Origin of the sequence: Paraburkholderia terricola (assembly GCF_900142195.1) — a bacterium.
GTDB lineage: Bacteria > Pseudomonadota > Gammaproteobacteria > Burkholderiales > Burkholderiaceae > Paraburkholderia > Paraburkholderia terricola.
On sequence record NZ_FRAB01000002.1, the window covers coordinates 79,959 to 102,351 of the forward strand.

18 protein-coding genes and 1 pseudogene are annotated in these 22,393 nt (G+C 63.3%); 6 read left to right on the top strand and 13 right to left on the bottom strand.

Annotation, left to right across the window (positions count from 1 at the left end; genetic code table 11):
- Positions 1-128: 128 nt before the first annotated feature.
- The 6 genes from BUE39_RS02170 to BUE39_RS02195 all read right to left on the bottom strand — a co-directional run bounded on the left by BUE39_RS02170 (position 129) and on the right by BUE39_RS02195 (position 6,180).
- Entirely contained in the window at positions 129-1,148 is a 1,020-nt protein-coding gene (locus BUE39_RS02170) for a HoxN/HupN/NixA family nickel/cobalt transporter (protein WP_073427020.1), read from the bottom strand.
- 29 nt (positions 1,149-1,177) lie between these two features.
- Positions 1,178-1,693, bottom strand: a complete 516-nt coding sequence (locus BUE39_RS02175; RefSeq protein WP_073427021.1) for a cupin domain-containing protein — start codon at positions 1,691-1,693, stop codon at positions 1,178-1,180.
- Positions 1,694-1,878: 185 nt separating this feature from the next.
- A complete protein-coding gene (fusA, locus tag BUE39_RS02180) occupies positions 1,879-3,984 on the bottom strand; it encodes an elongation factor G (RefSeq protein ID WP_073427022.1) in 2,106 nt (701 codons plus the stop codon).
- A gap of 301 nt (positions 3,985-4,285) precedes the next feature.
- The gene (locus tag BUE39_RS02185; protein WP_073427023.1) at positions 4,286-4,789 is read right to left on the bottom strand and encodes a DUF192 domain-containing protein; all 504 of its coding nucleotides are present in this window, start codon (positions 4,787-4,789) and stop codon (positions 4,286-4,288) included.
- A gap of 145 nt (positions 4,790-4,934) precedes the next feature.
- A complete protein-coding gene (locus BUE39_RS02190) occupies positions 4,935-5,141 on the bottom strand; it encodes a hypothetical protein (protein ID WP_073427024.1) in 207 nt (68 codons plus the stop codon).
- A gap of 469 nt (positions 5,142-5,610) precedes the next feature.
- A complete protein-coding gene (locus BUE39_RS02195; RefSeq protein ID WP_073427025.1) occupies positions 5,611-6,180 on the bottom strand; it encodes a pseudouridine synthase in 570 nt (189 codons plus the stop codon).
- A 334-nt stretch (positions 6,181-6,514) separates the two neighbouring features.
- Between BUE39_RS02195 and icd the strand changes: the two genes are divergently transcribed.
- Positions 6,515-7,771: an NADP-dependent isocitrate dehydrogenase gene (icd, locus tag BUE39_RS02200; protein WP_073427026.1), complete on the top strand. Its 1,257-nt coding sequence runs from the start codon at positions 6,515-6,517 to the stop codon at positions 7,769-7,771.
- Between the two features lie 199 nt (positions 7,772-7,970).
- On the opposite strand, the gene BUE39_RS02205 is transcribed toward icd, so the two are convergent.
- Positions 7,971-8,177 (bottom strand): cold-shock protein, encoded by a 207-nt coding sequence (locus tag BUE39_RS02205; protein WP_007180614.1) that lies wholly within the window; start codon positions 8,175-8,177, stop codon positions 7,971-7,973.
- 549 nt (positions 8,178-8,726) lie between these two features.
- Between BUE39_RS02205 and clpS the strand changes: the two genes are divergently transcribed.
- Together clpS and clpA are read left to right on the top strand one after the other, a co-directional pair.
- The gene (gene clpS / locus BUE39_RS02210; RefSeq protein ID WP_028197902.1) at positions 8,727-9,041 is read left to right on the top strand and encodes an ATP-dependent Clp protease adapter ClpS; all 315 of its coding nucleotides are present in this window, start codon (positions 8,727-8,729) and stop codon (positions 9,039-9,041) included.
- Positions 9,038-11,335, top strand: coding sequence for an ATP-dependent Clp protease ATP-binding subunit ClpA (gene clpA / locus BUE39_RS02215; protein WP_073427027.1), 2,298 nt, complete (start codon positions 9,038-9,040; stop codon positions 11,333-11,335). Before clpS ends, clpA begins: the two co-directional genes overlap by 4 nt.
- A gap of 97 nt (positions 11,336-11,432) precedes the next feature.
- Here the strand turns inward: clpA and dut are convergent, their stop codons facing one another.
- The 6 genes and pseudogenes from dut to BUE39_RS02245 form a co-directional block, all read right to left on the bottom strand.
- Complete coding sequence (gene dut, locus BUE39_RS02220) at positions 11,433-11,879, bottom strand: dUTP diphosphatase (RefSeq protein WP_073427028.1); 447 nt, start codon at positions 11,877-11,879, stop codon at positions 11,433-11,435.
- Positions 11,880-11,891: 12 nt separating this feature from the next.
- Positions 11,892-12,910 (bottom strand): annotated as a pseudogene (locus BUE39_RS02225) (LLM class flavin-dependent oxidoreductase).
- Between the two features lie 71 nt (positions 12,911-12,981).
- Positions 12,982-14,196 carry a bifunctional phosphopantothenoylcysteine decarboxylase/phosphopantothenate--cysteine ligase CoaBC gene (coaBC, locus tag BUE39_RS02230; RefSeq protein ID WP_073427029.1) on the bottom strand — a complete coding sequence of 405 codons (1,215 nt, stop codon included), beginning with the start codon at positions 14,194-14,196 and terminating at the stop codon, positions 12,982-12,984.
- Between the two features lie 130 nt (positions 14,197-14,326).
- A complete protein-coding gene (gene lspA, locus BUE39_RS02235) occupies positions 14,327-14,833 on the bottom strand; it encodes a signal peptidase II (RefSeq protein WP_073427030.1) in 507 nt (168 codons plus the stop codon).
- The gene (gene ileS, locus BUE39_RS02240; protein ID WP_073427031.1) at positions 14,833-17,670 is read right to left on the bottom strand and encodes an isoleucine--tRNA ligase; all 2,838 of its coding nucleotides are present in this window, start codon (positions 17,668-17,670) and stop codon (positions 14,833-14,835) included. The genes lspA and ileS overlap by 1 nt, the downstream gene beginning before the upstream one ends.
- A gap of 167 nt (positions 17,671-17,837) precedes the next feature.
- Positions 17,838-18,833, bottom strand: coding sequence for a bifunctional riboflavin kinase/FAD synthetase (locus tag BUE39_RS02245; RefSeq protein ID WP_073427032.1), 996 nt, complete (start codon positions 18,831-18,833; stop codon positions 17,838-17,840).
- Between the two features lie 116 nt (positions 18,834-18,949).
- Between BUE39_RS02245 and purN the strand changes: the two genes are divergently transcribed.
- The 3 genes from purN (at position 18,950) to BUE39_RS02260 (ending at position 22,289) form a co-directional block, all read left to right on the top strand.
- Positions 18,950-19,603, top strand: a complete 654-nt coding sequence (gene purN / locus BUE39_RS02250) for a phosphoribosylglycinamide formyltransferase (protein ID WP_073427033.1) — start codon at positions 18,950-18,952, stop codon at positions 19,601-19,603.
- Positions 19,600-20,859: an RsmB/NOP family class I SAM-dependent RNA methyltransferase gene (locus BUE39_RS02255; RefSeq protein ID WP_073427034.1), complete on the top strand. Its 1,260-nt coding sequence runs from the start codon at positions 19,600-19,602 to the stop codon at positions 20,857-20,859. Before purN ends, BUE39_RS02255 begins: the two co-directional genes overlap by 4 nt.
- 74 nt (positions 20,860-20,933) lie before the next feature.
- Positions 20,934-22,289 carry a mechanosensitive ion channel family protein gene (locus BUE39_RS02260; protein ID WP_073427225.1) on the top strand — a complete coding sequence of 452 codons (1,356 nt, stop codon included), beginning with the start codon at positions 20,934-20,936 and terminating at the stop codon, positions 22,287-22,289.
- Positions 22,290-22,393 lie beyond the last annotated feature (104 nt).

A 22,393-nucleotide genomic window follows, 5' to 3' on the forward strand; every position in this document is an offset into this window, starting at 1 on the left:
GAAGCCATCGAGCAAGGCTTGCGAAGTTCCTGGCCGGCGAATGGCGATGGCGGCCGATGCGCTAACGGATGAACCGCCGACATCACGACGACATCCTTACCGGTCACGCCACGCGCGACGAGTTGGATTTACCGCGCCACGGCGTTCGGACGCCGCCAGCGGTGAAACAGCACGGAGCCGATCCAGCACGCCATGAAGCTGGCGACGATGCCGTAGCCGAGCACGCCGAAGCGCGCGTTCACGCTCGCCACCGCGTCCCATGCGCCGCCGTTCAAGCCGAGCTTGTCCGACAGCAGGCCGAGCGCTTCCACGCCGCCGATCGCGATCGCCACCACGGCCGAGACGAACGTGATGCTCGCGTTGTAGTAGAGCTTGCGTTTGGGGTCGTCGAGCGCCCAGCCGTAGGCATGGACCATCAGCACGTTGTCGGTGGAATCGACCAGCGTCATGCCCGCCGTGAAGAGCGCCGGGAACACGAGAATCGAATAGAGCGGCAGACCCTTGCCCGCTTCGGACGCGGCAATCGCGAGCAGCCCGATCTCCGTCGCGGTGTCGAAGCCGAGGCCGAACAGCACGCCGACGGGGTACATGTGCCAGCTTTTCGTGACGAGCCGGAACAGCGGGCGCAATGCGCGCGACAGCAAGCCGGCGGGGGCGATCGTCTGGGTTGTTTGAGCGAGCGGTTCGCCGCCGGATTGGACGTGCCGATAGCGGCGCCATACGTCGCGCAGAATCACGAGGTTCACGCAAGCCAGCACCAGCAGAAACACCGACGACACGAGGGTGCCGATCGTCCCGCCCACCGCCTTGAAACTTTCCAGGTGTCCGTGCAGCGAATGCGCGGTCCACGCAATGCCGAGCGTCGCCACGATCACGATCGTCGAATGACCTAGCGAAAACGCGAGGCCGACGCCGAGCGGCCGCTTGCCTGCCTGCATCAGCTTGCGCGTGACGGCGTCGATCGCCGCGATGTGGTCCGCGTCCACCGCGTGGCGCAGGCCGAAGCCGTAGGCGAGCATCGCGGTGCCGAGCAGCAGCGGATAGTCGCGCAACGCGATCAGCGCCCATGCCCACGCGCCGAGGTTGGCGGCGATCAGCACGGCGTACAGCGTGAGGAGGCGAGGGCGCAGCGAAGCGGTCGGCGTCATGAGTCGCGTGAACAAGGCATGAAGAAGGATTAGTGATCGTGCGGATGCTTGTGAATCGGATCGACCCAGTAGACCGTTTCCGGCGCCTCGACGGCGTCGATGTTCAGATTCACCACTACCGCTTCGTTGTCGCTGCGCACCAGCACGCATTCGAGCGGCTCGTCGGTGCTGGCGTTGATTTCCTGATGCGGTACATAGGGCGGCACGAAGATGAAGTCGCCGGGGCCGGCCTCGGCGGTGAATTCGAGATGCTCGCCCCAGCGCATGCGGGCCTGGCCGCGCAGCACGTAGATCACGCTTTCGAGCGCGCCGTGATGATGCGCGCCGGTCTTCGCGTTCGGATGGATCGTGACCATGCCGGCCCAGATTTTTTGCGCGCCGACTCGCGCCGCGTTGATCGCGGCCGCGCGATTCATGCCGGGCGTTTGCGCGGTGTTGCTGTCGAGCTGATCGCCTTTGATCACCTTCACGCCATGCTCGCGCCAGTCGACGGGCGGCGCGGGTTGTTCGTCGTTGTAGTGCGGATGTTCGTGGTCGTGGCTCATGGCGTGTCTCCTGATTGGCGAATGTCCTGTGGGGACGCGACGCCGTCCGGCATTCTTGCACGGTCAAAAACGTTGCGTGTGGCCGGGCGGTTCGAGCGGCGTCGTGGCATAAAAAAAGCCCGTCCACAGGGAACGGGCTTTCGTGTTTGCTTGCATGGCGATATGGCGATATGGCGTGGCGGTGCTTACTTGTGCTTCGCGTTGATCACGGCCTCGGCCACGTTGTTCGGCGTTTCAGCGTAGTGCTTGAACTCCATCGTGTACGTGGCGCGGCCTTGCGTGGCCGAGCGCAGCGAGGTCGAGTAGCCGAACATCTCCGCGAGCGGCACTTCCGCGCGCACCAGCTTGCCGCCGCCGCCGGCGATGTCTTCCATGCCTTGCACCATGCCGCGGCGGCTCGACAGATCGCCCATTACGTTGCCCATGAAGTCTTCGGGCGTTTCCACCTCGACGGCCATCATCGGTTCGAGCAGCACCGGCCTGGCCTTGCGCATCGCTTCCTTGAACGCCATCGAGCCGGCCATGCGGAACGCGTTTTCGTTCGAGTCCACGTCGTGGTACGAGCCGAAGGTCAGCGTGACCTTCACGTCGACCACCGGATAGCCCGCCAGCACGCCGGCCTTCAGCGTTTCCTGAATGCCCTTGTCGACCGCCGGAATGTATTCGCGCGGAATCACGCCGCCCTTGATCGCGTCGACGAATTCGTAGCCCTTGCCTTGCGGCGCCGGCTCCAGCGTGAGGACCGCATGGCCGTACTGGCCGCGGCCGCCCGACTGCTTGACGAACTTGCCCTCGACGTCCTCGACCTTGTTGCGCACCGTTTCGCGGTAAGCCACCTGCGGCTTGCCGACGGTGGCCTCGACGCCGAATTCGCGCTTCATCCGGTCGACCAGGATTTCCAGGTGCAGCTCGCCCATGCCGGAGATGATGGTCTGGCCGGATTCCTCGTCCGTCTGCACGCGGAACGACGGGTCTTCCTGCGCGAGACGGTTCAGCGCGATGCCCATCTTTTCCTGGTCGACCTTGGTCTTCGGCTCGACGGCCTGCGAAATCACCGGCTCGGGGAAGATCATGCGTTCGAGAATGATCACGTGCGCCGGGTCGCACAGCGTGTCGCCGGTGGTCGCTTCCTTCAGGCCGACCGCCGCGGCGATGTCGCCCGCGTAGACTTCCTTGATTTCCTTGCGCTCGTTCGCATGCATCTGCAGGATCCGGCCGAGGCGCTCCTTCTTTTCCTTGACCGCGTTGTAGACGGTGTCGCCCGAATTCACCACGCCCGAGTAGACGCGGAAGAAAATCAGTTGCCCGACGAACGGGTCGGTCATGATCTTGAACGCGAGCGCGGAGAACGGATCGTCGTCTTTCGGATGACGCTCGATTTCGTTGTCGTGCTCGTCGTGGCCGGAGATCGCGGGCACGTCGACCGGCGACGGCAGATAATCGATCACCGCGTCGAGCATCGCCTGCACGCCCTTGTTCTTGAACGCGCTGCCGCACAGCATCGGCACGATCTCGTTGGAGATGGTGCGCACGCGAATGCCGTGCTTGATTTCCTCTTCGCTCAGCGTACCGCCATGCAGGTACTTGTCGAGCAGCTCTTCGCTGGCTTCCGCCGCGGCCTCGACCATCTTGTCGTGCCATTCCTTCGCGGTGGCCGCGAGTTCCGGCGGAATGTCCCGATACTCGAATTTGATCCCCTGGTTCTCTTCGTCCCAGTAAATCGCCTTCATCTTCACGAGATCGACCACGCCCTGGAAATGATCTTCCGCACCGACCGGAATCTGGATCGGCACCGCCACGCCCTTCAGACGATCGCCGATCTGCCGCTGCACGCGGAAAAAGTCCGCGCCGACGCGGTCCATCTTGTTGACGAACGCAATGCGCGGCACCTTGTACTTGTTTGCCTGGCGCCACACCGTTTCGGACTGCGGCTGCACGCCGCCGACCGAGTCGTACACCATGCAGGCGCCGTCGAGCACGCGCATCGAGCGTTCCACCTCGATCGTGAAGTCGACGTGACCCGGCGTGTCGATGATGTTGATGCGGTGCTCGGGGTAGTTGCCGGCCATGCCTTTCCAGAAAGCGGTGGTGGCCGCCGACGTGATGGTGATGCCGCGCTCCTGCTCCTGCTCCATCCAGTCCATCGTCGCCGCACCGTCGTGAACCTCGCCGATCTTGTGGGTCACGCCGGTGTAGAACAGGATGCGTTCAGTAGTGGTGGTTTTGCCGGCATCGATGTGAGCGCTGATGCCGATATTCCGGTAGCGCTCGATGGGAGTCTTGCGGGGCACGTGAACCTCCTTGGAATGGCGCGCCTGAAACGCTGGCCGGGCGGCAGCCTGTGCTGCCCGGAGAGCTTGAGTGCTGCTTTTGCTAAGAATACTAGGATAGCGCGTCGGCCCGTCTTTTGCAGGAATCTTGCCAGCCGGGTGGGAACGCCTGCCGGCGGGGCTTCGGCCCATTGGATAGCGGTGCGGCGCCGCCGGCGCACCTGGCCACGCCAATGAAAAAGCCGGCGCCTGGTGAAGGCGCCGGCTTTTCCGGAAAAGCGGCGGGCGACGCGGCGGCGTTGGCCGCCGTGGCCGCCTGAAACTATTGCGCGGCCGGCAAGCCCTGGATTTTCATCCCCGGTTTGATGCCTTTCGACGTGAACCAGCCCTTGCTCATTTCCAATGCATACACGCCGTTGTTCTTCGGGCAGTGATTGTTGGTGGTCTCGGCCTGCATCTCGTCGATATCGGTGACCGTGCCGTCGGCGCGGATGAACGCGATCGACAGCGGGATCAGCGTGTTCTTCATCCAGAAGCAATGCACGGCGTTCTCGTTGAAGACGAACAGCATGCCTTCGTTCGGCGCGAGGCTCGTGCGGTACATCAGGCCTTGCTCGCGGTCCGCATCGTTGGCGGCGACGGCGGCGTCGATCACGAACATGCCCGCGGTCAGCTTCGCGCGCGGGAAGTCGCCGGGCTGCTTCGCGCCGGCCGGTATCGGCTGCGCGTGAGCGGGGGCGGCGGTGGCCGCAAGCGTTATCGCGGCGAGCGGCAATGCGACGGCAACGGCGAAACGCGCAACCAACGAGCGCATGAAAAATCGCACGGCATGACTCCTTGCTGGAAATTAACCCGCGAATGTTACGCGAGCGCGTCAAAAACAAAAAGGCAGAAAGCCTTGCGGCGATCTGCCTTTCAACGCCGTAAGAACGGCAATGAAGCTAGTTCTTGACTGCGTTTTTACAACAAACTTACTCCGAAGCGGCCGAAGCTGCAGCAGCAGCCGATGCTGCCTTCTTGTGCGACTTCTTGTGAGCGTGCTTCGTGGTCTTCTTTGCCGACGAAGCTGCTGCTGCCGGAGCTGCCGAAGCGGCTGCCGGAGCTGCCGGTGCCGAAGCTTGTGCGAATGCTGCCGTTGCGAAGAGGCCAGCGACCAGAGCGGCGATCAGTTTGTTCATTTTGAAATCCTCAGCTTTAGTTGATTAACCCAATGACCCGGTTATATGAGAGTCATGTCGGTAAACGTGCCATCCACCTTTCGGTTGACATGCGCATCGAACAAATTTTCCGACGCGTCTGCCTAGCGCTCAGACTCCCTGCGCTTCACCGCGAGAGCGGCTTGCACAAAGGCCCTTAGGGCTGAATGCCGGATAGCTTCGGGCGGCATCTGCGTCGAATAACGCGTGAGCTCGCGCACCGGTTGACGCGAATTTCGTGGAAAGTTTATTAGCGGATGTATCGATGCGAAGGCCTGCTGCCGCATGGCGGCGCATGCGATTGTTTCACGCGTTTTTCATCATGGTTTCACGCGTGCTTTTGGCTACCGATACAACGGCTTGGCTTTTACAACGGCCTGGCTTTTCTTGCCGCCATCGAGCGCGGGCGTTGATGCGCAACCGTGCGGGTTTGTCGCGCAGGGCGAGGCGTTCAAACGACGCCGTCCCACGGCGCCTTCGGCGGCAATTCGACGCTTTCGCCCGGTTGAAGTCCCAGCGAAAAAATGTCGAGCGCGCCGACGCCGACGCGCACGAGACGCAAGGTCGGAAAGCCGACCGCCGCGGTCATGCGTCGCACCTGGCGGTTCTTGCCTTCGGTGATCGAGAGTTCGAGCCACGTCGTCGGGATTGCCGCGCGAAAGCGGATCGGCGGCGTGCGCGTCCAGAGCGAGTCGCCCGGTTCCACGTACTCCGCGCGGCAGGGCCGGGTGACGTAATCGCCGAGATCGACGCCGCGCGCCAGCTTCTTCAACGTGGCCGCGTCGACCGCGCCTTCAACTTGCGCCCAGTAACGCTTGACGAGCTTGTGACGCGGCTCGGCGATGCGCGCTTGAAGCGCGCCGTCGTCGGTGAGAAGCAGCAGTCCTTCGCTGTCGGAATCCAGCCGTCCCGCCGGATAGACGCCCGGCACCTTGACCCAGTCGGCCAGCGACGCGCGCGTTTCATGCGGCGAGAACTGACAGATGGTGCCGAACGGTTTGTTCAGAGCAAGAAGACGCATGGGGAATCGAAGAAGGGCGAGTTGCGCGGGCCGCGGCGCGAGCCATCGTTCAGGCCTCGTGCGCCGCCGCTTCAGTCGCGAATGGCGGGATCATAATGCATAAGCGCTGACGGCAAGTTCGTGGTCTTATGTAAGAGATGAGCGCGGCGTTCTCGCCGGCCGGCCTTGCCGCCATGTTGGAAAACCCCGAGCCGTCGCGGCCTCGTTGCGGCACCCGCGTGGGCTAGAATAGCGGCCAGGCCGCTTGCGGGCGTCCGGCATTGCGCGTAGCGAGGAGCGCCCATTTTCGCAGTCTCCCATCAGCTTTCAGCACAGCCTTCACTGGAGTCCGATCATGCCGTATCAGCACATCAAGGTTCCGACCGGCGGTGACAAGATCACCGTCAACGCCGATTTCTCGCTCAACGTTTCCGACCAGCCGATCATTCCGTTTATCGAAGGCGACGGCACGGGCGTCGATATCACGCCGGTGATGCTCAAGGTCGTGGATGCCGCGGTGGAAAAAGCGTACGCGGGCAAGAAGAAAATCCACTGGATGGAAATCTACGCCGGCGAGAAGTCGACCAAGGTGTACGGCCCGGACGTGTGGCTGCCCGAAGAGACCTTGCAGGTGCTCAAGGAATATGTGGTATCGATCAAGGGTCCGCTCACCACGCCGGTGGGTGGCGGCATCCGTTCGCTGAACGTCGCGCTGCGCCAGGAACTGGACCTGTATGTGTGCTTGCGTCCGGTGCAGTATTTCAAGGGCGTGCCTTCGCCGGTGCGTGAGCCCGAGAAAACCAACATGGTGATCTTCCGCGAGAACTCGGAAGACATCTATGCCGGCATCGAATGGCCGGCTGAATCCGAGCAGGCCAAAAAGGTCATCAAGTTCCTGCGCGAGGAAATGGGCGTGAAGAAGATCCGCTTCCCGGAAACCTCGGGGATCGGCATCAAGCCGGTGTCGCGCGAAGGCACGGAGCGTCTGGTGCGCAAGGCGATCCAGTATGCGCTGGACAACGATCGCCGCTCGGTCACGCTGGTGCACAAGGGCAACATCATGAAGTTCACGGAAGGCGCGTTCCGTGACTACGGTTATGCGCTGGCGCAAAAGGAATTCGCGGCGGAACTGATCGACGGTGGTCCGTGGATGAAGATCAAGAATCCCAGGACGGGTGGCGACGTCGTGGTGAAGGACGTGATCGCCGACGCGTTCCTGCAGCAGATCCTGCTGCGTCCGGCTGAATACGATGTGATCGCCACGCTGAACCTGAACGGCGATTACGTTTCGGACGCGCTCGCCGCGCAAGTCGGCGGTATCGGCATCGCACCGGGCGCGAACATGTCGGATTCGGTCGCGATGTTCGAAGCCACGCACGGCACCGCGCCGAAGTATGCGGGCAAGGATTACGTGAACCCCGGCTCGGAAATTCTTTCGGCGGAAATGATGCTGCGGCACCTCGGCTGGACCGAGGCGGCGGACCTGATCATCAAGTCGATGGAAAAATCGATCCTGCAAAAGCGGGTGACGTATGACTTCGCGCGTCTGATGGAAGGTGCGACCCAGGTGTCGTGTTCCGGGTTCGGACAGGTGCTGATCGAAAACATGTAAGCCGCTCGCCGGGCTGATCCGGCTTGCATCGATTAACCCGGCGTCGCGAGGCGGCCGGGTTTTTTATGCGCCGGTGCCGGGAAAGCGACCAGTCACCCGTTATTTGGGACGTCTCGTGCCGCCAGCACGACGGGCATCGCGGCGCCCAAAAAAGAAACCCGGCACGAAGCCGGGTTTCAAAGGACGGGATCGAGCAGTTTCAGGCAGGTGCCTGGATGTTCGATGCCTGTTTGCCTTTCGGGCCTTGCACGACCTCGAAGGTCACCTTTTGACCTTCCTTGAGGGTTTTGAACCCATTCATCTGGATGGCCGAGAAGTGTGCAAACAGATCCTCACCACCCTCGTCAGGCGTGATGAATCCGAAACCTTTTGCGTCATTGAACCATTTGACCGTACCAGTTGCCATTCCAACTTCCCCTGTAACTCATGTCACTACCACGAGCCCTCGAAAAGCTCGACGACCGCGCGATGCAGCCGCTCCCTCCTCACAAGCTCACCATCGGCATTTTTTCGAAATTATGGCTCAGTGAAAAAAGTGCCAGCTTGATTGTTGGGGCTCTTTATTCGAGTGTCAAGAAAATTTTGAGACGCCGTTGCCGCGTTGCAAACACGGCACTTTCCAGGGTTTTTCCCGCTTCCGTTGTGTGCGCTGGCGCAAGCGGGCGGTCTTGAAAAGTCGCATAATCGACTCACCTGCTGTTCAGCGGTCGCCCGGCGCCAGCCGGCTTGGGCGAGTCCCAGCCGGTCACGGCAGGTTGTGCGATACTCGATCCGACTGCGGCGCAACACAGCCGCGACGCATCACTGGATAGGGGCCGGCTCCGCAATCGGCTCGTCGAATGACGCACGCGTGAAGGGCGATTTCCCATCATGCGGTAGCGAACGGGCTCACCGGCCGCACGTGGCCGGGTTTTGACAGGATTGCGGGCCTGTCCTAGTTGTTTAGAATGGGTGTATGGCGATTATCCCGGACAAGCAGGACAGCACCGTACTGGAGCGGCAGGAGAAAAAGCTCAAGCCGCCGTCCATGTACAAGGTGGTGCTGCTGAACGACGACTTCACGCCAATGGAATTTGTCGTGATGATCGTGCAGGAATATTTCAATAAAGATCGTGAAACCGCAACACAGGTTATGTTGAAGGTGCATCGCGAGGGCAGGGGAGTTTGTGGGGTCTATACGCGGGACATCGCGTCGACCAAAGTCGAGCAAGTCGTTACCCACGCACGGCAGGCCGGGCATCCGCTGCAGTGTGTGATGGAGGAAGCATGATTGCCCAGGAACTGGAAGTCAGCCTGCACATGGCGTTCATGGAAGCACGCCAGGCGCGGCACGAGTTCATAACGGTCGAACACCTTTTGCTGGCACTGTTGGACAATCCGACAGCGGCGGAGGTGTTGCGTGCATGCGCGGCCAATATCGAGGATCTGCGCCAGAACCTGCGCAACTTCATTCATGACAACACGCCTACCGTGCCCGGCACGGACGACGTGGACACGCAACCCACGCTGGGTTTCCAGCGTGTGATCCAGCGCGCGATCATGCATGTGCAATCCACCTCGAACGGCAAGAAGGAAGTGACCGGCGCGAACGTGCTGGTCGCGATCTTCGGCGAGAAGGATTCGCATGCGGTGTACTACCTGCAACAGCAGGGCGTGACGCGGCTGGACGTGGTGAATTTCATCTCGCACGGTATCGCCAAGACCAGCAGCACCGACGCCGCGAAAGCGAGCGACGCGAATGCCGAGTCCGACGACGCCGCCGCGCAGAAGGAAACGCCGCTCGCCCAGTTCACGCAGAACCTGAACCAGATGGCGAAAGACGGCCGCATCGATCCGCTGATCGGGCGCGAGTCGGAGGTCGAGCGCGTGGTGCAGGTGCTGTGCCGGCGCCGCAAGAACAATCCGCTGCTGGTCGGTGAGGCGGGCGTCGGCAAGACGGCGATCGCCGAGGGCCTTGCCTGGCGCATCACGCGCGGCGAAGTGCCGGACATTCTGGCGGACGCGCAGGTGTATTCGCTCGACATGGGCGCGTTGCTCGCCGGCACCAAGTATCGCGGCGACTTCGAACAGCGTCTCAAGACGGTTCTCAAGGAATTGAAGGAACGTCCGCACGCGATTCTGTTCATCGACGAAATTCACACGCTGATCGGCGCGGGCGCGGCTTCCGGCGGAACGCTGGACGCTTCGAATCTGCTGAAGCCGGCGCTCTCGTCGGGCACGCTCAAGTGCATCGGCGCGACGACCTTCACCGAGTATCGCGGCATTTTCGAAAAAGACGCGGCATTGTCGCGCCGGTTCCAGAAGGTCGACGTGACCGAGCCGACCGTCGAGCAGACGGTGGCGATCCTGCGCGGGCTGAAGTCGCGTTTCGAGGAGCATCACGGCGTGAAGTACTCGTCGGGTGCGCTGTCGGCGGCGGCTGAGTTGTCGGCGCGCTTCATCACGGATCGGCATCTGCCGGACAAGGCGATCGACGTGATCGACGAAGCGGGCGCAGCGCAACGCATCCTGCCGAAGTCGAAGCAGAAGAAGACCATCGGCAAGAACGAGATCGAGGAAATCATCTCGAAGATCGCTCGCGTCCCGCCGCAAAGCGTGTCGCAAGACGATCGCAGCAAGCTGCAAACGCTCGACCGTGACCTGAAGAGCGTGGTGTTCGGGCAAGACCCCGCTATCGACGCGTTGTCGGCCGCGATCAAGATGGCGCGCGCGGGTCTCGGCAAGCTCGACAAGCCGATCGGCGCGTTCCTGTTCTCCGGTCCCACGGGCGTCGGCAAGACCGAAGTGGCGAAGCAACTGGCGTTCACGCTGGGAATCGAACTGATCCGCTTCGATATGTCCGAATACATGGAACGTCATGCGGTCAGCCGGTTGATCGGCGCGCCGCCGGGCTATGTCGGATTCGACCAGGGCGGCTTGCTGACCGAAGCCGTCACGAAGAAACCGCATTGCGTGTTGCTGCTCGACGAAATCGAGAAGGCGCACCCGGACATCTACAACGTGCTGCTGCAGGTGATGGACCACGGCACGCTGACGGACAACAACGGCCGCAAGGCGGATTTCCGCAACGTCATCATCATCATGACGACGAATGCGGGCGCCGAGGCAATGGGCAAGTCGGTGATCGGCTTCACGAATCGCCGGGAAACCGGCGACGAAATGGTCGACATCAAGCGCATGTTCACGCCGGAGTTCCGTAACCGTCTGGACGCGACGATCAGCTTCCGCTCGCTCGATGAGGAAATCATCATGCGCGTGGTCGACAAATTCCTGATGCAACTGGAAGATCAGTTGCATGAGAAGAAGGTCGATGCGCTCTTCACCGACGCGTTGCGCAAGCATCTCGCCAAGCACGGTTTCGATCCGTTGATGGGCGCACGGCCAATGCAGCGTCTGATTCAGGACACGATTCGTCGCGCGCTCGCCGACGAGCTGCTGTTCGGCAAGCTGATGAACGGCGGCCGCGTTTCGGTGGACGTGGATGCGGAAGACAAGGTGCAGTTGACCTTCGACGAGCATCCGGCGCCGCGCAATCCGAATCCGGAAGCGGTCGAAGTCGAGTAACGTTCAGTCAGATTAGTAGTGACCCAAAAAACGGCGCGGGCTCAAACCCGCGCCGTTTTTCTTTCTGCCTCGGCGACCAAACTGCCTCGCCGCCGGATCAATGCTTGCCGGTGCTGCCGAACCCGCCCGCGCCGCGCTCGCTGGTTTCGAAATCGTCGACGATATTGAACTTCGCTTGCACGACCGGCACGATCACGAGTTGCGCGAGACGCTCCATCGGATTCAGCACGAACGTGGTTTCGCCGCGGTTCCAGGTCGAGATCATCAACTGCCCCTGGTAATCTGAATCGATCAGGCCGACCAGATTGCCCAGCACGATGCCGTGCTTATGTCCCAATCCCGAGCGCGGGAGAATCATTGCTGCATAACCCGGATCGCCGACGTGAATCGCGAGACCCGTCGGCACGAGTGCGGTTTCGCCGGGCTTCAGCGTCAGCGGTTCGTCGAGGCAGGCGCGCAGGTCGAGGCCCGCGCTGCCGGTGGTCGCGTAGGCCGGGAGTTGGTCGCGCATGCGCGCATCGAGAATCTTCAGGTCGAGTTTCATGCAGGTTCGGGGTTAAGAAGTGGGAGTCTCGCTTCCGGGTTGGAACGCGTCGGCGAGGAGTTCATAGGAGCGCAGCCGCGCGCGATAACTGCCCGCGACGGTGAGCACGATCAATTCGTCGGCCTGGAATTCGGCCTGCAAGTCGCGCATGCGCGCGGTCACTTTTTCCGGCGTGCCGATGATGCTGCGCGGCTTCTCGCGGTCGATCACCAGCCGCTCGCGCTCGCCATATTCCTGCGCCACGCCTTGTGCGATCGTCGGAATGGGTTCGTTCAGGCCATAGGCCATTTGCACGCGACGCAAGTCGACGGCTTTCTCCAGATCGGCGGCTTCCTGTTCGGTGTCTGCGCAGATCACGAACACGGCGGCGGCGAGGTACGGCTGCTGGGTTTCCTGACTGGCTTTGAATCGCTCGCGATACGCCTGCGCCACCTGGTGCCCGAAATGTGCATTGATGAAATGCGCGAACGCAAAGCGGATGCCGAGTTGCGCCGCCAGCAGTCCGCCGAATTCGCTGGAGCCTAGCATCCACAATTGCGGACGCGTATCGACTTGCGGTTGCAGCAGCGCACCGTGCGCAAGGTGATCGTCGGGCAAGGTGCCATGCACAGCCCCAGCAGGTCGGCCACCTGCTGCGGAAAAATATCGCCGCGATTATAGGCGCCCGCTGCGACCGCTTGCGCCGTGCGCATATCGCCGCCCGGCGCGCGTCCCACGCCGAGATCGATCCGGTTCGGAAACAGCGCCTCGAGCATCATGAATTGCTCGGCGACCTTGAACGGGCTGTAGTACGGCAGCATGACGCCGCCCGAACCCAGACGAATGCGTTTCGTGACGCTGCCGAGATGCGCCAGCATCACTTCGGGGCAAGGGTTCGACACGCCGCGCAAGCCGTGGTGTTCGGCGCACCAGTAGCGTGTGTAGCCGAGATCGTCGGCGAGCTGCGCCAGTTCGACGGTGGCGGCGATCGCGTCCGCCACCGTGTGCCCGTCGATCACGGGCGTTTGATCCAGCACGGAAAGTCGCGTCATGGCAGTACGGCTCCAGGTGATTCGTTTTCGCTTGAACCCGGCGCTTCAGCGGGCATCGCTGTAAGTGGCGTTCAGCGAATCAGACTCGTGTCGGGCAGACGCCTGGCAATCTCGGCGATCAACGCGCGCGCGAGCGTCTGCTTGTCGGCGCGCGGCAGCTTCGTGGCGCCGCCTGCTTCGAACAGGATCACTTCGTTATCGTCGAGGCCGAAGGTCTGAGGGCCAAGATTGCCGATCAGAAGCGGCACGTTTTTGCGGACGCGCTTTTCTTCGCCGTGTATTTCCAGGTCGCCGCTTTCCGCGGCGAAACCGACCGCGAACGGCGGATGCGGGAGCTTCGCGACGGAGGCCAGGATGTCCGGGTTTTCGACGAACGCGAACGTCGGCATGGCGCGATCGGCGGCTTTCTTGATCTTGTGCTCGCTGGCGTGATCGACGCGCCAGTCGGCCACCGCCGCCACGCCGATGAAGATATCGGCGTCGGCGACCGCGCGCATGACCGCGGCGTGCATCTGCTGGGCGGTTTGCACGTCCTCGCGGACCACACCCCACGGCGTTTCCAGCGCGACGGGACCGGCCACCAGATGCACATCGGCGCCGGCCTGCTGCGCGGCGCGCGCCAAGGCGAAGCCCATCTTGCCGCTCGATCGATTGGTGATGCCGCGCACCGGGTCGAGCGGCTCGAACGTCGGACCCGCGGTCAGCAGGACACGCCGGCCGGAGAGAATCTTCGGCGCGAAGAACGAGGCGATTGCTTCATAGGTGGCGGACGCTTCCAGCATGCGCCCGTCGCCGATTTCGCCGCATGCTTGCGGACCCGAATCCGGGCCGAGCACTTCAACGCCGTCCGCGCGCAGTTGCGCGACGTTGCGCTGCGTGGCCGGGTTCTGCCACATCTGCCGGTTCATTGCCGGCACGACCAGCAGCGGACAATCGCGCGCGACGCACAGCGTCGACAGCAGATCGTCGGCCATGCCGTGCGCGAGTTTCGCGAGGAAGTCGGTGGAGGCGGGCGCGATCACGATCGCATCCGCTTCACGCGACAGATCGATGTGCGCCATATTGTTCGGCACGCGCCCGTCCCACTGGCTGGTGTAGACGGGGCGGCCGGACAGCGCCTGCATGGTGACGGCGGTGATGAACTGCGTGGCCGCTTCGGTCATGACGACCTGCACGGTCGCGCCGGCCTTGGTGAGCAAGCGTGTGAGTTCGGCGATCTTGTAGCAGGCGATCCCGCCCGTCATGCCGAGGACGAGGTGTTTGCCTGCGAGTTCTGCGGTTGCCAACGAAAGCCTCCGACAAAGCATGGTGGCGGACGAGCGGTGCTTGCAGCGCACCGCTGCGATTCGCCCGAGTCAGACCAGACGCGCGGACGGAGCGTGCTGCGAGGACGCCCGTTCGCGGACCGACGCGGCGTTACCGCGAACCGCGCACCCGGCGCAACTCGTCGATCACGAGCAGCGCCGCGCCGATCGTGATCGCGCTGTCGGCGAGGTTGAATGCCGGCCAGTGCCAGGTGCGCACATGGAAATCGAGGAAGTCGATCACATGGCCGTACGCAATCCGGTCGATCACGTTGCCGAGCGCGCCGCCGAGAATCAGCGAGAGCGCCGTGCAGAACAGCTTTTGCGCGCCGTGGCGCTTGAGTAGATAGCAGATCACGAGCGCCGCGACCACGCCGAGCGCGGTGAACGCCCAGCGCTGCCAGCCGCCCGCCATCGCGAGGAAGCTGAAGGCGGCGCCGCGGTTGTACACGAGGATCAGGTTGAAAAACGACGTGACCTCGTGCGCGACGCCGTAGGCGAACACCTTCTGGACCGCGATTTTCGTCAGCTGATCGAACAGGATCACGATCAGCGCGACGCCGAGCCACGGTGCGAGCGAACCGCTTGCGGACGACGATTTCGACAGGCTTCGTGCCATTATGCCGCGCTCCTCGTTTCACCGTTGCCGAACAGATTGCTGAAGCAGCGCCCGCACAGCGTGGGGTGCTCGGCGTTCGCGCCGACTTCCGCGCGGTAATGCCAGCAGCGTTCGCACTTCAGGTATGCCGAGGCGATCACGTCGACGCTTTCCTCGGCTTCGCTGTCAACCTTGACTACGTTCGCCGCCGACGTGATCAGCACGAACTTCAGGTCGTCTCCGAGGCTTGCGAGCGCATCGTAACGCGCGCCGCTCGCGCGGATTTCCACTTCCGCCTGCAGCGACGAACCGATCAGGTTCGCCACGCGCGCTTCCTCGAGCGCCTTCGTGACGTCGCCGCGCGCGGCGCGCAGCAGCGTCCATTTGTCGAGCAGCGCGCCGGCGTCCGGCACGGGCGGGAACGCGTGGTAGGTTTCCGTGAAGATCGTTTCGCTGTTCGGCGAGAAGATCTTCCACGCCTCCTCGGCGGTGAACGACAGGAACGGCGCCATCAGACGCAGCAGACCGTGCGCGATGTGATACAGCGCGGTTTGTGCCGAGCGGCGCGCGACGGAATCCGCCGCCGTGGTGTACAGGCGGTCTTTCAGCACGTCCAGATAGAAGCCGCCGAGGTCTTCCGAGCAGAACGTCTGCAGCTTGGCGACCACCGGGTGAAACTCGTACTTGTCGTAGTGCGAGAGGATGTCGTTCTGCAGATTCGCCGCCAGCGCCACCGCATAGCGATCGATCTCGAGCCAGTCTTCGAGCGGACGCGCGTGTTGCGCGAAGTCGAAGTCCGACAGGTTCGCGAGCAGGAAGCGCAGCGTGTTGCGGATGCGGCGATAGCTTTCCGTCACGCGCTTCAGGATTTCCTCGGAGATGGCCAGTTCGCCCGAATAATCGGTCGACGCAATCCACAGCCGGATGATTTCCGCGCCGAGCCGGTTCGCCACATCATGCGGGTCGATGCCGTTGCCGAGCGACTTGCTCATCTTGCGGCCTTCGCCGTCGACGGTGAAACCGTGCGTGAGCAGCGCGTTGTACGGCGGGCGTCCGTCGAGCATCGAGGCGGTGAGCAGCGACGAATGGAACCAGCCGCGGTGCTGGTCCGAGCCTTCCAGATACAGATCGGCGGGGAATTGCAGTTCGTCCTTGTGCGAGCCGCGCAGCACGTGCCAGTGCGTGGTGCCCGAATCGAACCACACGTCGAGCGTGTCGCGGTTCTTTTCGTACATGTTGGCGTCGTCGCCGAGCAGTTCGCGCGGATCGAGCGTTTGCCACGCTTCGATGCCGGCTTTCTCGACGCGTTGCGCGACTTCTTCGAGCAACTCCAGCGTGCGCGGATGCAGTGCGCCGGTTTCCTTGTGCACGAAGAACGCCATTGGCACGCCCCATTGACGCTGACGCGACAGCGTCCAGTCCGGGCGATTCGCGATCATGCTGAACAGACGCTGCTTGCCCCACGACGGGTAGAACGCCGTGTTCTCGATGCCTTCGAGCGCGGTTTCGCGCAGCGTCTTGTCGGTGTCGTTCGGCTTGACGTCCATGCCGGCGAACCACTGCGACGTCGCGCGGTAGATGATCGGCGTCTTGTGGCGCCAGCAGTGCATGTAGCTGTGCGTGTATTTCTCGGTGCGCAGCAGCGAGCCGGCCGCCTGCAGCGCTTCGACGATCTGCGGATTGGCCGCCCAGATCGACAGGCCGCCGAACAGCGCGAGCGATTCGATGTAACGGCCGTCGCCCATTACCGGATTGATGATGTCCGAATCGGCCATGCCGTGCGCCTTGCACGACACGAAGTCTTCCACGCCGTAGGCCGGCGACGAGTGCACGATGCCCGTGCCCGTTTCGGTCGTCACATACTCGCCGAGATAGACCGGCGCCGTGCGCTTGTAGCCGGGATGCGCGGACGCGAGCGGATGATTGAAGCGCAGGTTCGCGAGCTTCGCACCGGGCGCGGTGGCGACGATCGAGCCTTGCAAGCCGTATAGCTGCAGGCAGGCTTCGACGCGCTCCGCGGCCAGGATCAGCAGGCCGCGCGGCGTATCGACCAGCGCGTAGACGATTTCCGGATGCAGATTCAACGCCTGGTTGGCGGGGATGGTCCACGGCGTGGTGGTCCAGATCACGATGCCGCCTTCGTTGCGCGGCAGCGCGTTCAAACCGAAGGCTTGCGCCGTTTTTTCCGGCTCGGCGAAGCTGAACAGCACGTCGATGGTGGGGTCGGTCTTGTCCTTGTACTCGACTTCCGCTTCGGCCAACGCCGAGCCGCAATCGAAGCACCAGTTCACCGGTTTCAGGCCGCGGAACACATAACCCTTTTCGATGATCTTCGCGAGCGCGCGGATTTCGCCGGCTTCGTTCGCGAAGTTCATGGTCTTGTACGGATTGTCCCAGTCGCCGAGCACGCCGAGACGCCGGAAGCCGGCCTTCTGCTTTTCGATCTGCTCGGTCGCGTAGGTGCGGGCCTTCTGCATCACCTCGGCGGCCGGCAGCGATTTGCCGAACTGCTTTTCGATCTGGATTTCGATCGGCATGCCGTGGCAGTCCCAACCCGGCACGTAGACCGCGTCGAAGCCGGCCATGTTGCGCGCCTTGACGATCATGTCCTTGAGGATCTTGTTCACCGCGTGGCCGAGGTGGATGTCGCCGTTCGCATACGGCGGGCCGTCGTGCAGGATGAATTTCTTGCGGCCTTTGGAGGCGGCGCGGATCTTCTCGTAGACCTTGCGTTCCTGCCATTCCTTGACCCATTGCGGCTCGCGCTTGGGCAAATCGCCACGCATCGGGAACGGCGTGTCGAGCAGGTTGACCGGATAGCGTGACTGCGGTTTCGAATCGGCTTTCTTGTTGCTCATGATGAGGTCGCGGTGAATTCTTTCTATGCGCAGCGTGCGCGGTTTGCGCTCGATGCGCGAGGGCGTTGGGCGCGCCCGGCAGGCATGTGCCGTGATCCACGGACGCCCTTCGATGCGCGCGGCGAGGGTACGCGCGGCGCCGGCGGCGCTCGCGCGTACCGCGGCGGTTATCTAATTCGGTCGGTGGCCGAGGTGGCGAAACCGGTGGAACGGCTGCCCGGCGTGCCGGCGCCGACGGCTGCGAACCACGCGCGCGCGTTGGCGACGTCGCGCGCGATTGCGGCGGTCAGCGTTTCGAGGTCGACGTACTTCTCCTCGTCGCGCAGCTTTTTCAGGAATTCGACGCGCACGAGTTTGCCATACGCGTCGCCGTGCCAATCGAGCAGGTGCACTTCGAGCAGCACGCGCCCGGAATCGGAGACGGTGGGACGCAGGCCGAGACTCGCGACACCCGGCAGCGGTTCGTCCGTCACGCCATGCACGCGCACGATGAAAATGCCGGCGAGCGCCGGACGCTTATGCGCAATCGGCAGGTTGAGCGTGGGGAAGCCGAGATCGCGGCCGAGCTTCATGCCGTGCACGACGTGGCCGCTGATCAGATAATCGCGGCCCAGCGCGGCGCGCGCCGAATCGAGGTCGCCCGCCACCAGCGCGGCGCGCACGCCCGAGCTGGAAATGCGCGCGCCGGACGGATCGGCCACCGTCGCCATTTGCTCGACCTCGAAACCGTACTGCTGCCCCGCGGCCCTGAGCGACTCGAAGTCGCCGGCGCGCTTCGCGCCGTAGCGGAAGTCGTCGCCGATCATCACCCAGCGCGCGTGCAGCCCGTTGACGATGATCCGTTCCACGAACGCATCCGGCGACTGGCTCGCGAACGTGTGATTGAAATGCTCGACCACCACGCGATCGACGCCGTTGGTGCGCAGCGCCTCGAGCTTGTCGCGCAGCATGGCGATGCGCGGCGGCGCGCCGGCCGGGTTGAAGAACTCGCGCGGGTGAGGCTCGAAGGTCATCACGCAGACGGGCAGGCCGCGCGCGTCGGCCGCGGCCCGCACGTGGGCGAGCAAAGCCTGATGGCCGCGGTGGACACCGTCGAAGTTGCCGATGGTCAGTGCGCAAGGCGCACGGCTTTCAGCATTGGGAAGACCGCGGAAGACTCTCACGATAGCGGGTTGGGGATAGGCGGCCGGGGTGCCGCAAAACAAACGATTATAAACGTTCGGCGCTTGAGACGGCGGCGCCTCGCGGATTCCGTGGCCCCGAATGATAAAATCCGCGGATGAAAAAACTCGTCATCCTGATTTCCGGGCGGGGCAGCAACATGGAAGCGATCGTTCGAGCCTGCTCGAACGAAGCCTGGCCAGCGCAAGTCGCCGCCGTGATTGCCAACCGTCCTGACGCAGCGGGCCTTGCGTTCGCGGCGTCGCATGGCATTGCCACGGCCGTGGTCGACCACCGCCAGTTCCCCGATCGCGAGCGCTTCGACGCCGCGCTGGCGGAACTCATCGACAGTTTCTCGCCGGATCTGGTCATACTTGCCGGCTTCATGCGCGTGCTTACACCCGGTTTCGTCGACCATTACGCCGGGCGCATGCTGAACGTGCATCCGTCGCTGCTGCCGAGTTTTCCGGGGCTGAAAACGCATCAACAGGCGCTCGACGCGGGCGTGCGGCTGCACGGCGCGTCGGTGCATTTCGTCACGTCGCAGCTGGATCACGGGCCGATCGTCGCGCAGGCGGCGGTTCCGGTGCAGGCCGGCGACACGCCCGCCATGCTCGCCGAACGCGTGCTGGCAACCGAACACATTATTTATCCACGCGCGGTGCGCTGGTTCGTCGAAGGGCGTCTTGCTCTCGACGGCTTGCGTGTCACGCTTACGCCGCCGGAGCCGCAATGGCTCTTTGCCGGTCACACCGCCGGAGAGGGCGCATGAGATTGCATGGTTTTTTGATTGGACAAACTGAGACTTTGCTGGCCGAAGTCCTAAAACTAAATGGCCCGGCTGACGCCACCACCAGCCGCTTTTTCCGCGCTCATCCGAAGCTCGGACACGGCGAGCGCGGCGTGATCGCCGAGGCGGTGTTCGCGGTGCTGCGCCGGCGCATGGAATTCGCTCATCTGGCCGAGAGCGGCGCGGGCAGTCCGGCGCGCCGCATGGCCTTGCTGGGACTCATGCAGACGGCGGGCCGCACGGCGCTCAAGCCGTTCGTGTCCGATGCCGAGTCCAAATGGCTCGAACACGTCGCGATGATCGACCCGGAGAGCCTGCCGCTGCGGATTCGCCTGAATCTGCCCGACTGGATCTATCAGGCGCTTTCGAAGCGCTTCGAGGCCGCGGAACTGGCGCAGCTGGCCGCAGCGCTGAATTACCCGGCGCCGCTGGACCTGCGCGCAAACCCGATCAAGGCGAGCCGCGACGACGTGCTGAACGCGCTCTCGAAAGCCGGTATCGAGGGCGGCGCCACGCCGTTCGCGCCGTTCGGCGTGCGGGTGGTCGGCAAGCCGCCGCTCACCAAGCTGGACGCCTTTCAACACGGCTGGGTCGAAGTGCAGGACGAAGGCAGCCAGTTGCTCTGCTCGCTGGTCGCGCCCAAACGCGGTGAAATGATCGTCGACTTCTGCGCGGGCGCGGGCGGCAAGACGCTGGCGCTCGGCGCGGCGATGCGCTCCACCGGGCGCCTTTATGCGTTCGACATTTCGGAGCGGCGGCTTGCCAAGCTCAAGCCGCGCCTCGCGCGCAGCGGCTTGTCGAACGTGAATCCGGTGTTGATCGACAGCGAGCACGACGCCAAGATCAAGCGTCTTGCCGGCAAGATCGACCGTGTGCTGGTCGACGCGCCGTGCAGCGGCCTGGGCACGCTGCGCCGCAATCCGGATCTGAAGTGGCGCCAGTCGCCGGAGTCGGTCGCGGAACTGGCGCCGAAGCAGGCGTCGATTCTGGCGAGCGCGGCGCGTCTGGTGAAGAAGGGCGGCCGGCTCGTCTACGCGACCTGCTCGATCCTCGAAGCCGAAAACGAAGCGGTCGTGCAGCAATTCCTCGCTGATCACCCCGATTTCGCGCTCGTGCCCGCACGTGACGTGCTGGCCGAGCAGCGCATCGACATGGAAATGGGCGATTACCTGTCGCTTTGGCCGCACCGCCACGCAACCGACGGCTTCTTCGCCGCCGTGCTCGAACGCCAGAGCTAAGCCGGAAGGCGCTTTATGCCGGCGCGCACGGGTTCGTCTCCTGAATCCGGCGCGCCGGCGAATTCGTGAACATCATGCAAAACCGCATTTTTTCTCATATGTTCGGCGACCTCGCGCGCGATTTCGGCGAGCCGGTGATGCTGTGGCAAGTCGGCGTGCTGCTGGCGACGCTCGCCGTGGCGTGGCTGCTCGCGCGTCTGTTGCGCAGAACGCTCGATCTGCGCCGGCAAACGCGCTACCAGACGCTGCGCTTCGGCGCGGAAAGCCTGAATCGCGCGTTTTTTCCGCTGACCGGCGCGGCGCTCGTGTGGCTCGCGCGGGCGATCACCGCCCAGTTCATGCATACGTCGCTGCTGGATCTGGCTTTGGTGCCGCTTTTCGGCATCGGCTTTATCTACATCGTGTTTTTCTTCGCGCGGCGGGTCTTTAGCCACGACGGCGAAACGCATGCGTGGCTCTTTCTGGTCGAAAAGATCGTTTCGCTGGTCGTCTGGATCGCGATGGCGCTCACCGTGATGGGCATTCAGGACGACGTGATCGCGTGGATGGCCAGCGTGAAGTTTCGCGTCGCCAACGCGCACCTGACGCTGCTTTCGCTCACCACGGGCCTGCTGTGGGTGTGCGTGACGATGATCGTCGCGATGTGGCTCGGCGCCGCGTTCGAAGACCGCCTGATGCGCGCGAAAACGCTTGACGCCAATCTGAAGGTGGTGGTGGCGCGGGTCGGCCGCGCGGCGTTCGTGCTGGCGGCAGTGCTGATCAGCCTGTCACTGGTCGGCATCGACATCACGGTGCTGGGCGTGTTCGGCGGCGCGCTCGGCGTCGGCTTGGGGTTCGGGCTGCAGAAGATCGCCAGCAACTATGTGTCGGGCTTCATCATTCTGATCGACCGGTCGCTGCGGATCGGCGACACGATCAACGTGACCGGCCTGCAAGGCATGGTCACGCAGATCCGCACGCGTTACACGGTGGTGCGCGGACTGGACGGCATCGAAACGCTGATTCCAAACGAGAAGCTCATTACAGACGTGGTGCAGAACCAGTCGTCCTATCTGACGCGCGGGTATGCGAAAGCCGCCGTGCAGGTCGCTTATACATCTGACGTCGAGCACGCCATGACGCTGCTGGCCCAAGCCGCGGAAGGCGTTGCACGAGTGCTGCAGGAGCCGGCGCCCACGCCTTATCTGGCAGGCTTCGGTGCAGACGGCATCAATCTCGAACTGGGTTTCTGGATCGAGGACGCAGCAACCGGTACGTCCGCCGTGCGCTCGGCCGTCAACCGGAACATCTGGCGGCTCTTTTCGGAACACGGCATCTCGATCCCTTATGCGCAACGCGAAGTGCGGATTGTCGGCAACGTCGGCGACACGTTGTCGCGACCGGTAACAATAACCGCTCCTGCTGCCAACCAGGCCGACAAGGCCGGTTGAACGGGGAATTTGCGCGCGCTAACCTGTCTTGAAGAACACGGCGGCGCGCCACGACCCGTTGATGCGGCGCAAAAAATCCCTATTTGTTACAAACACTTGGAACG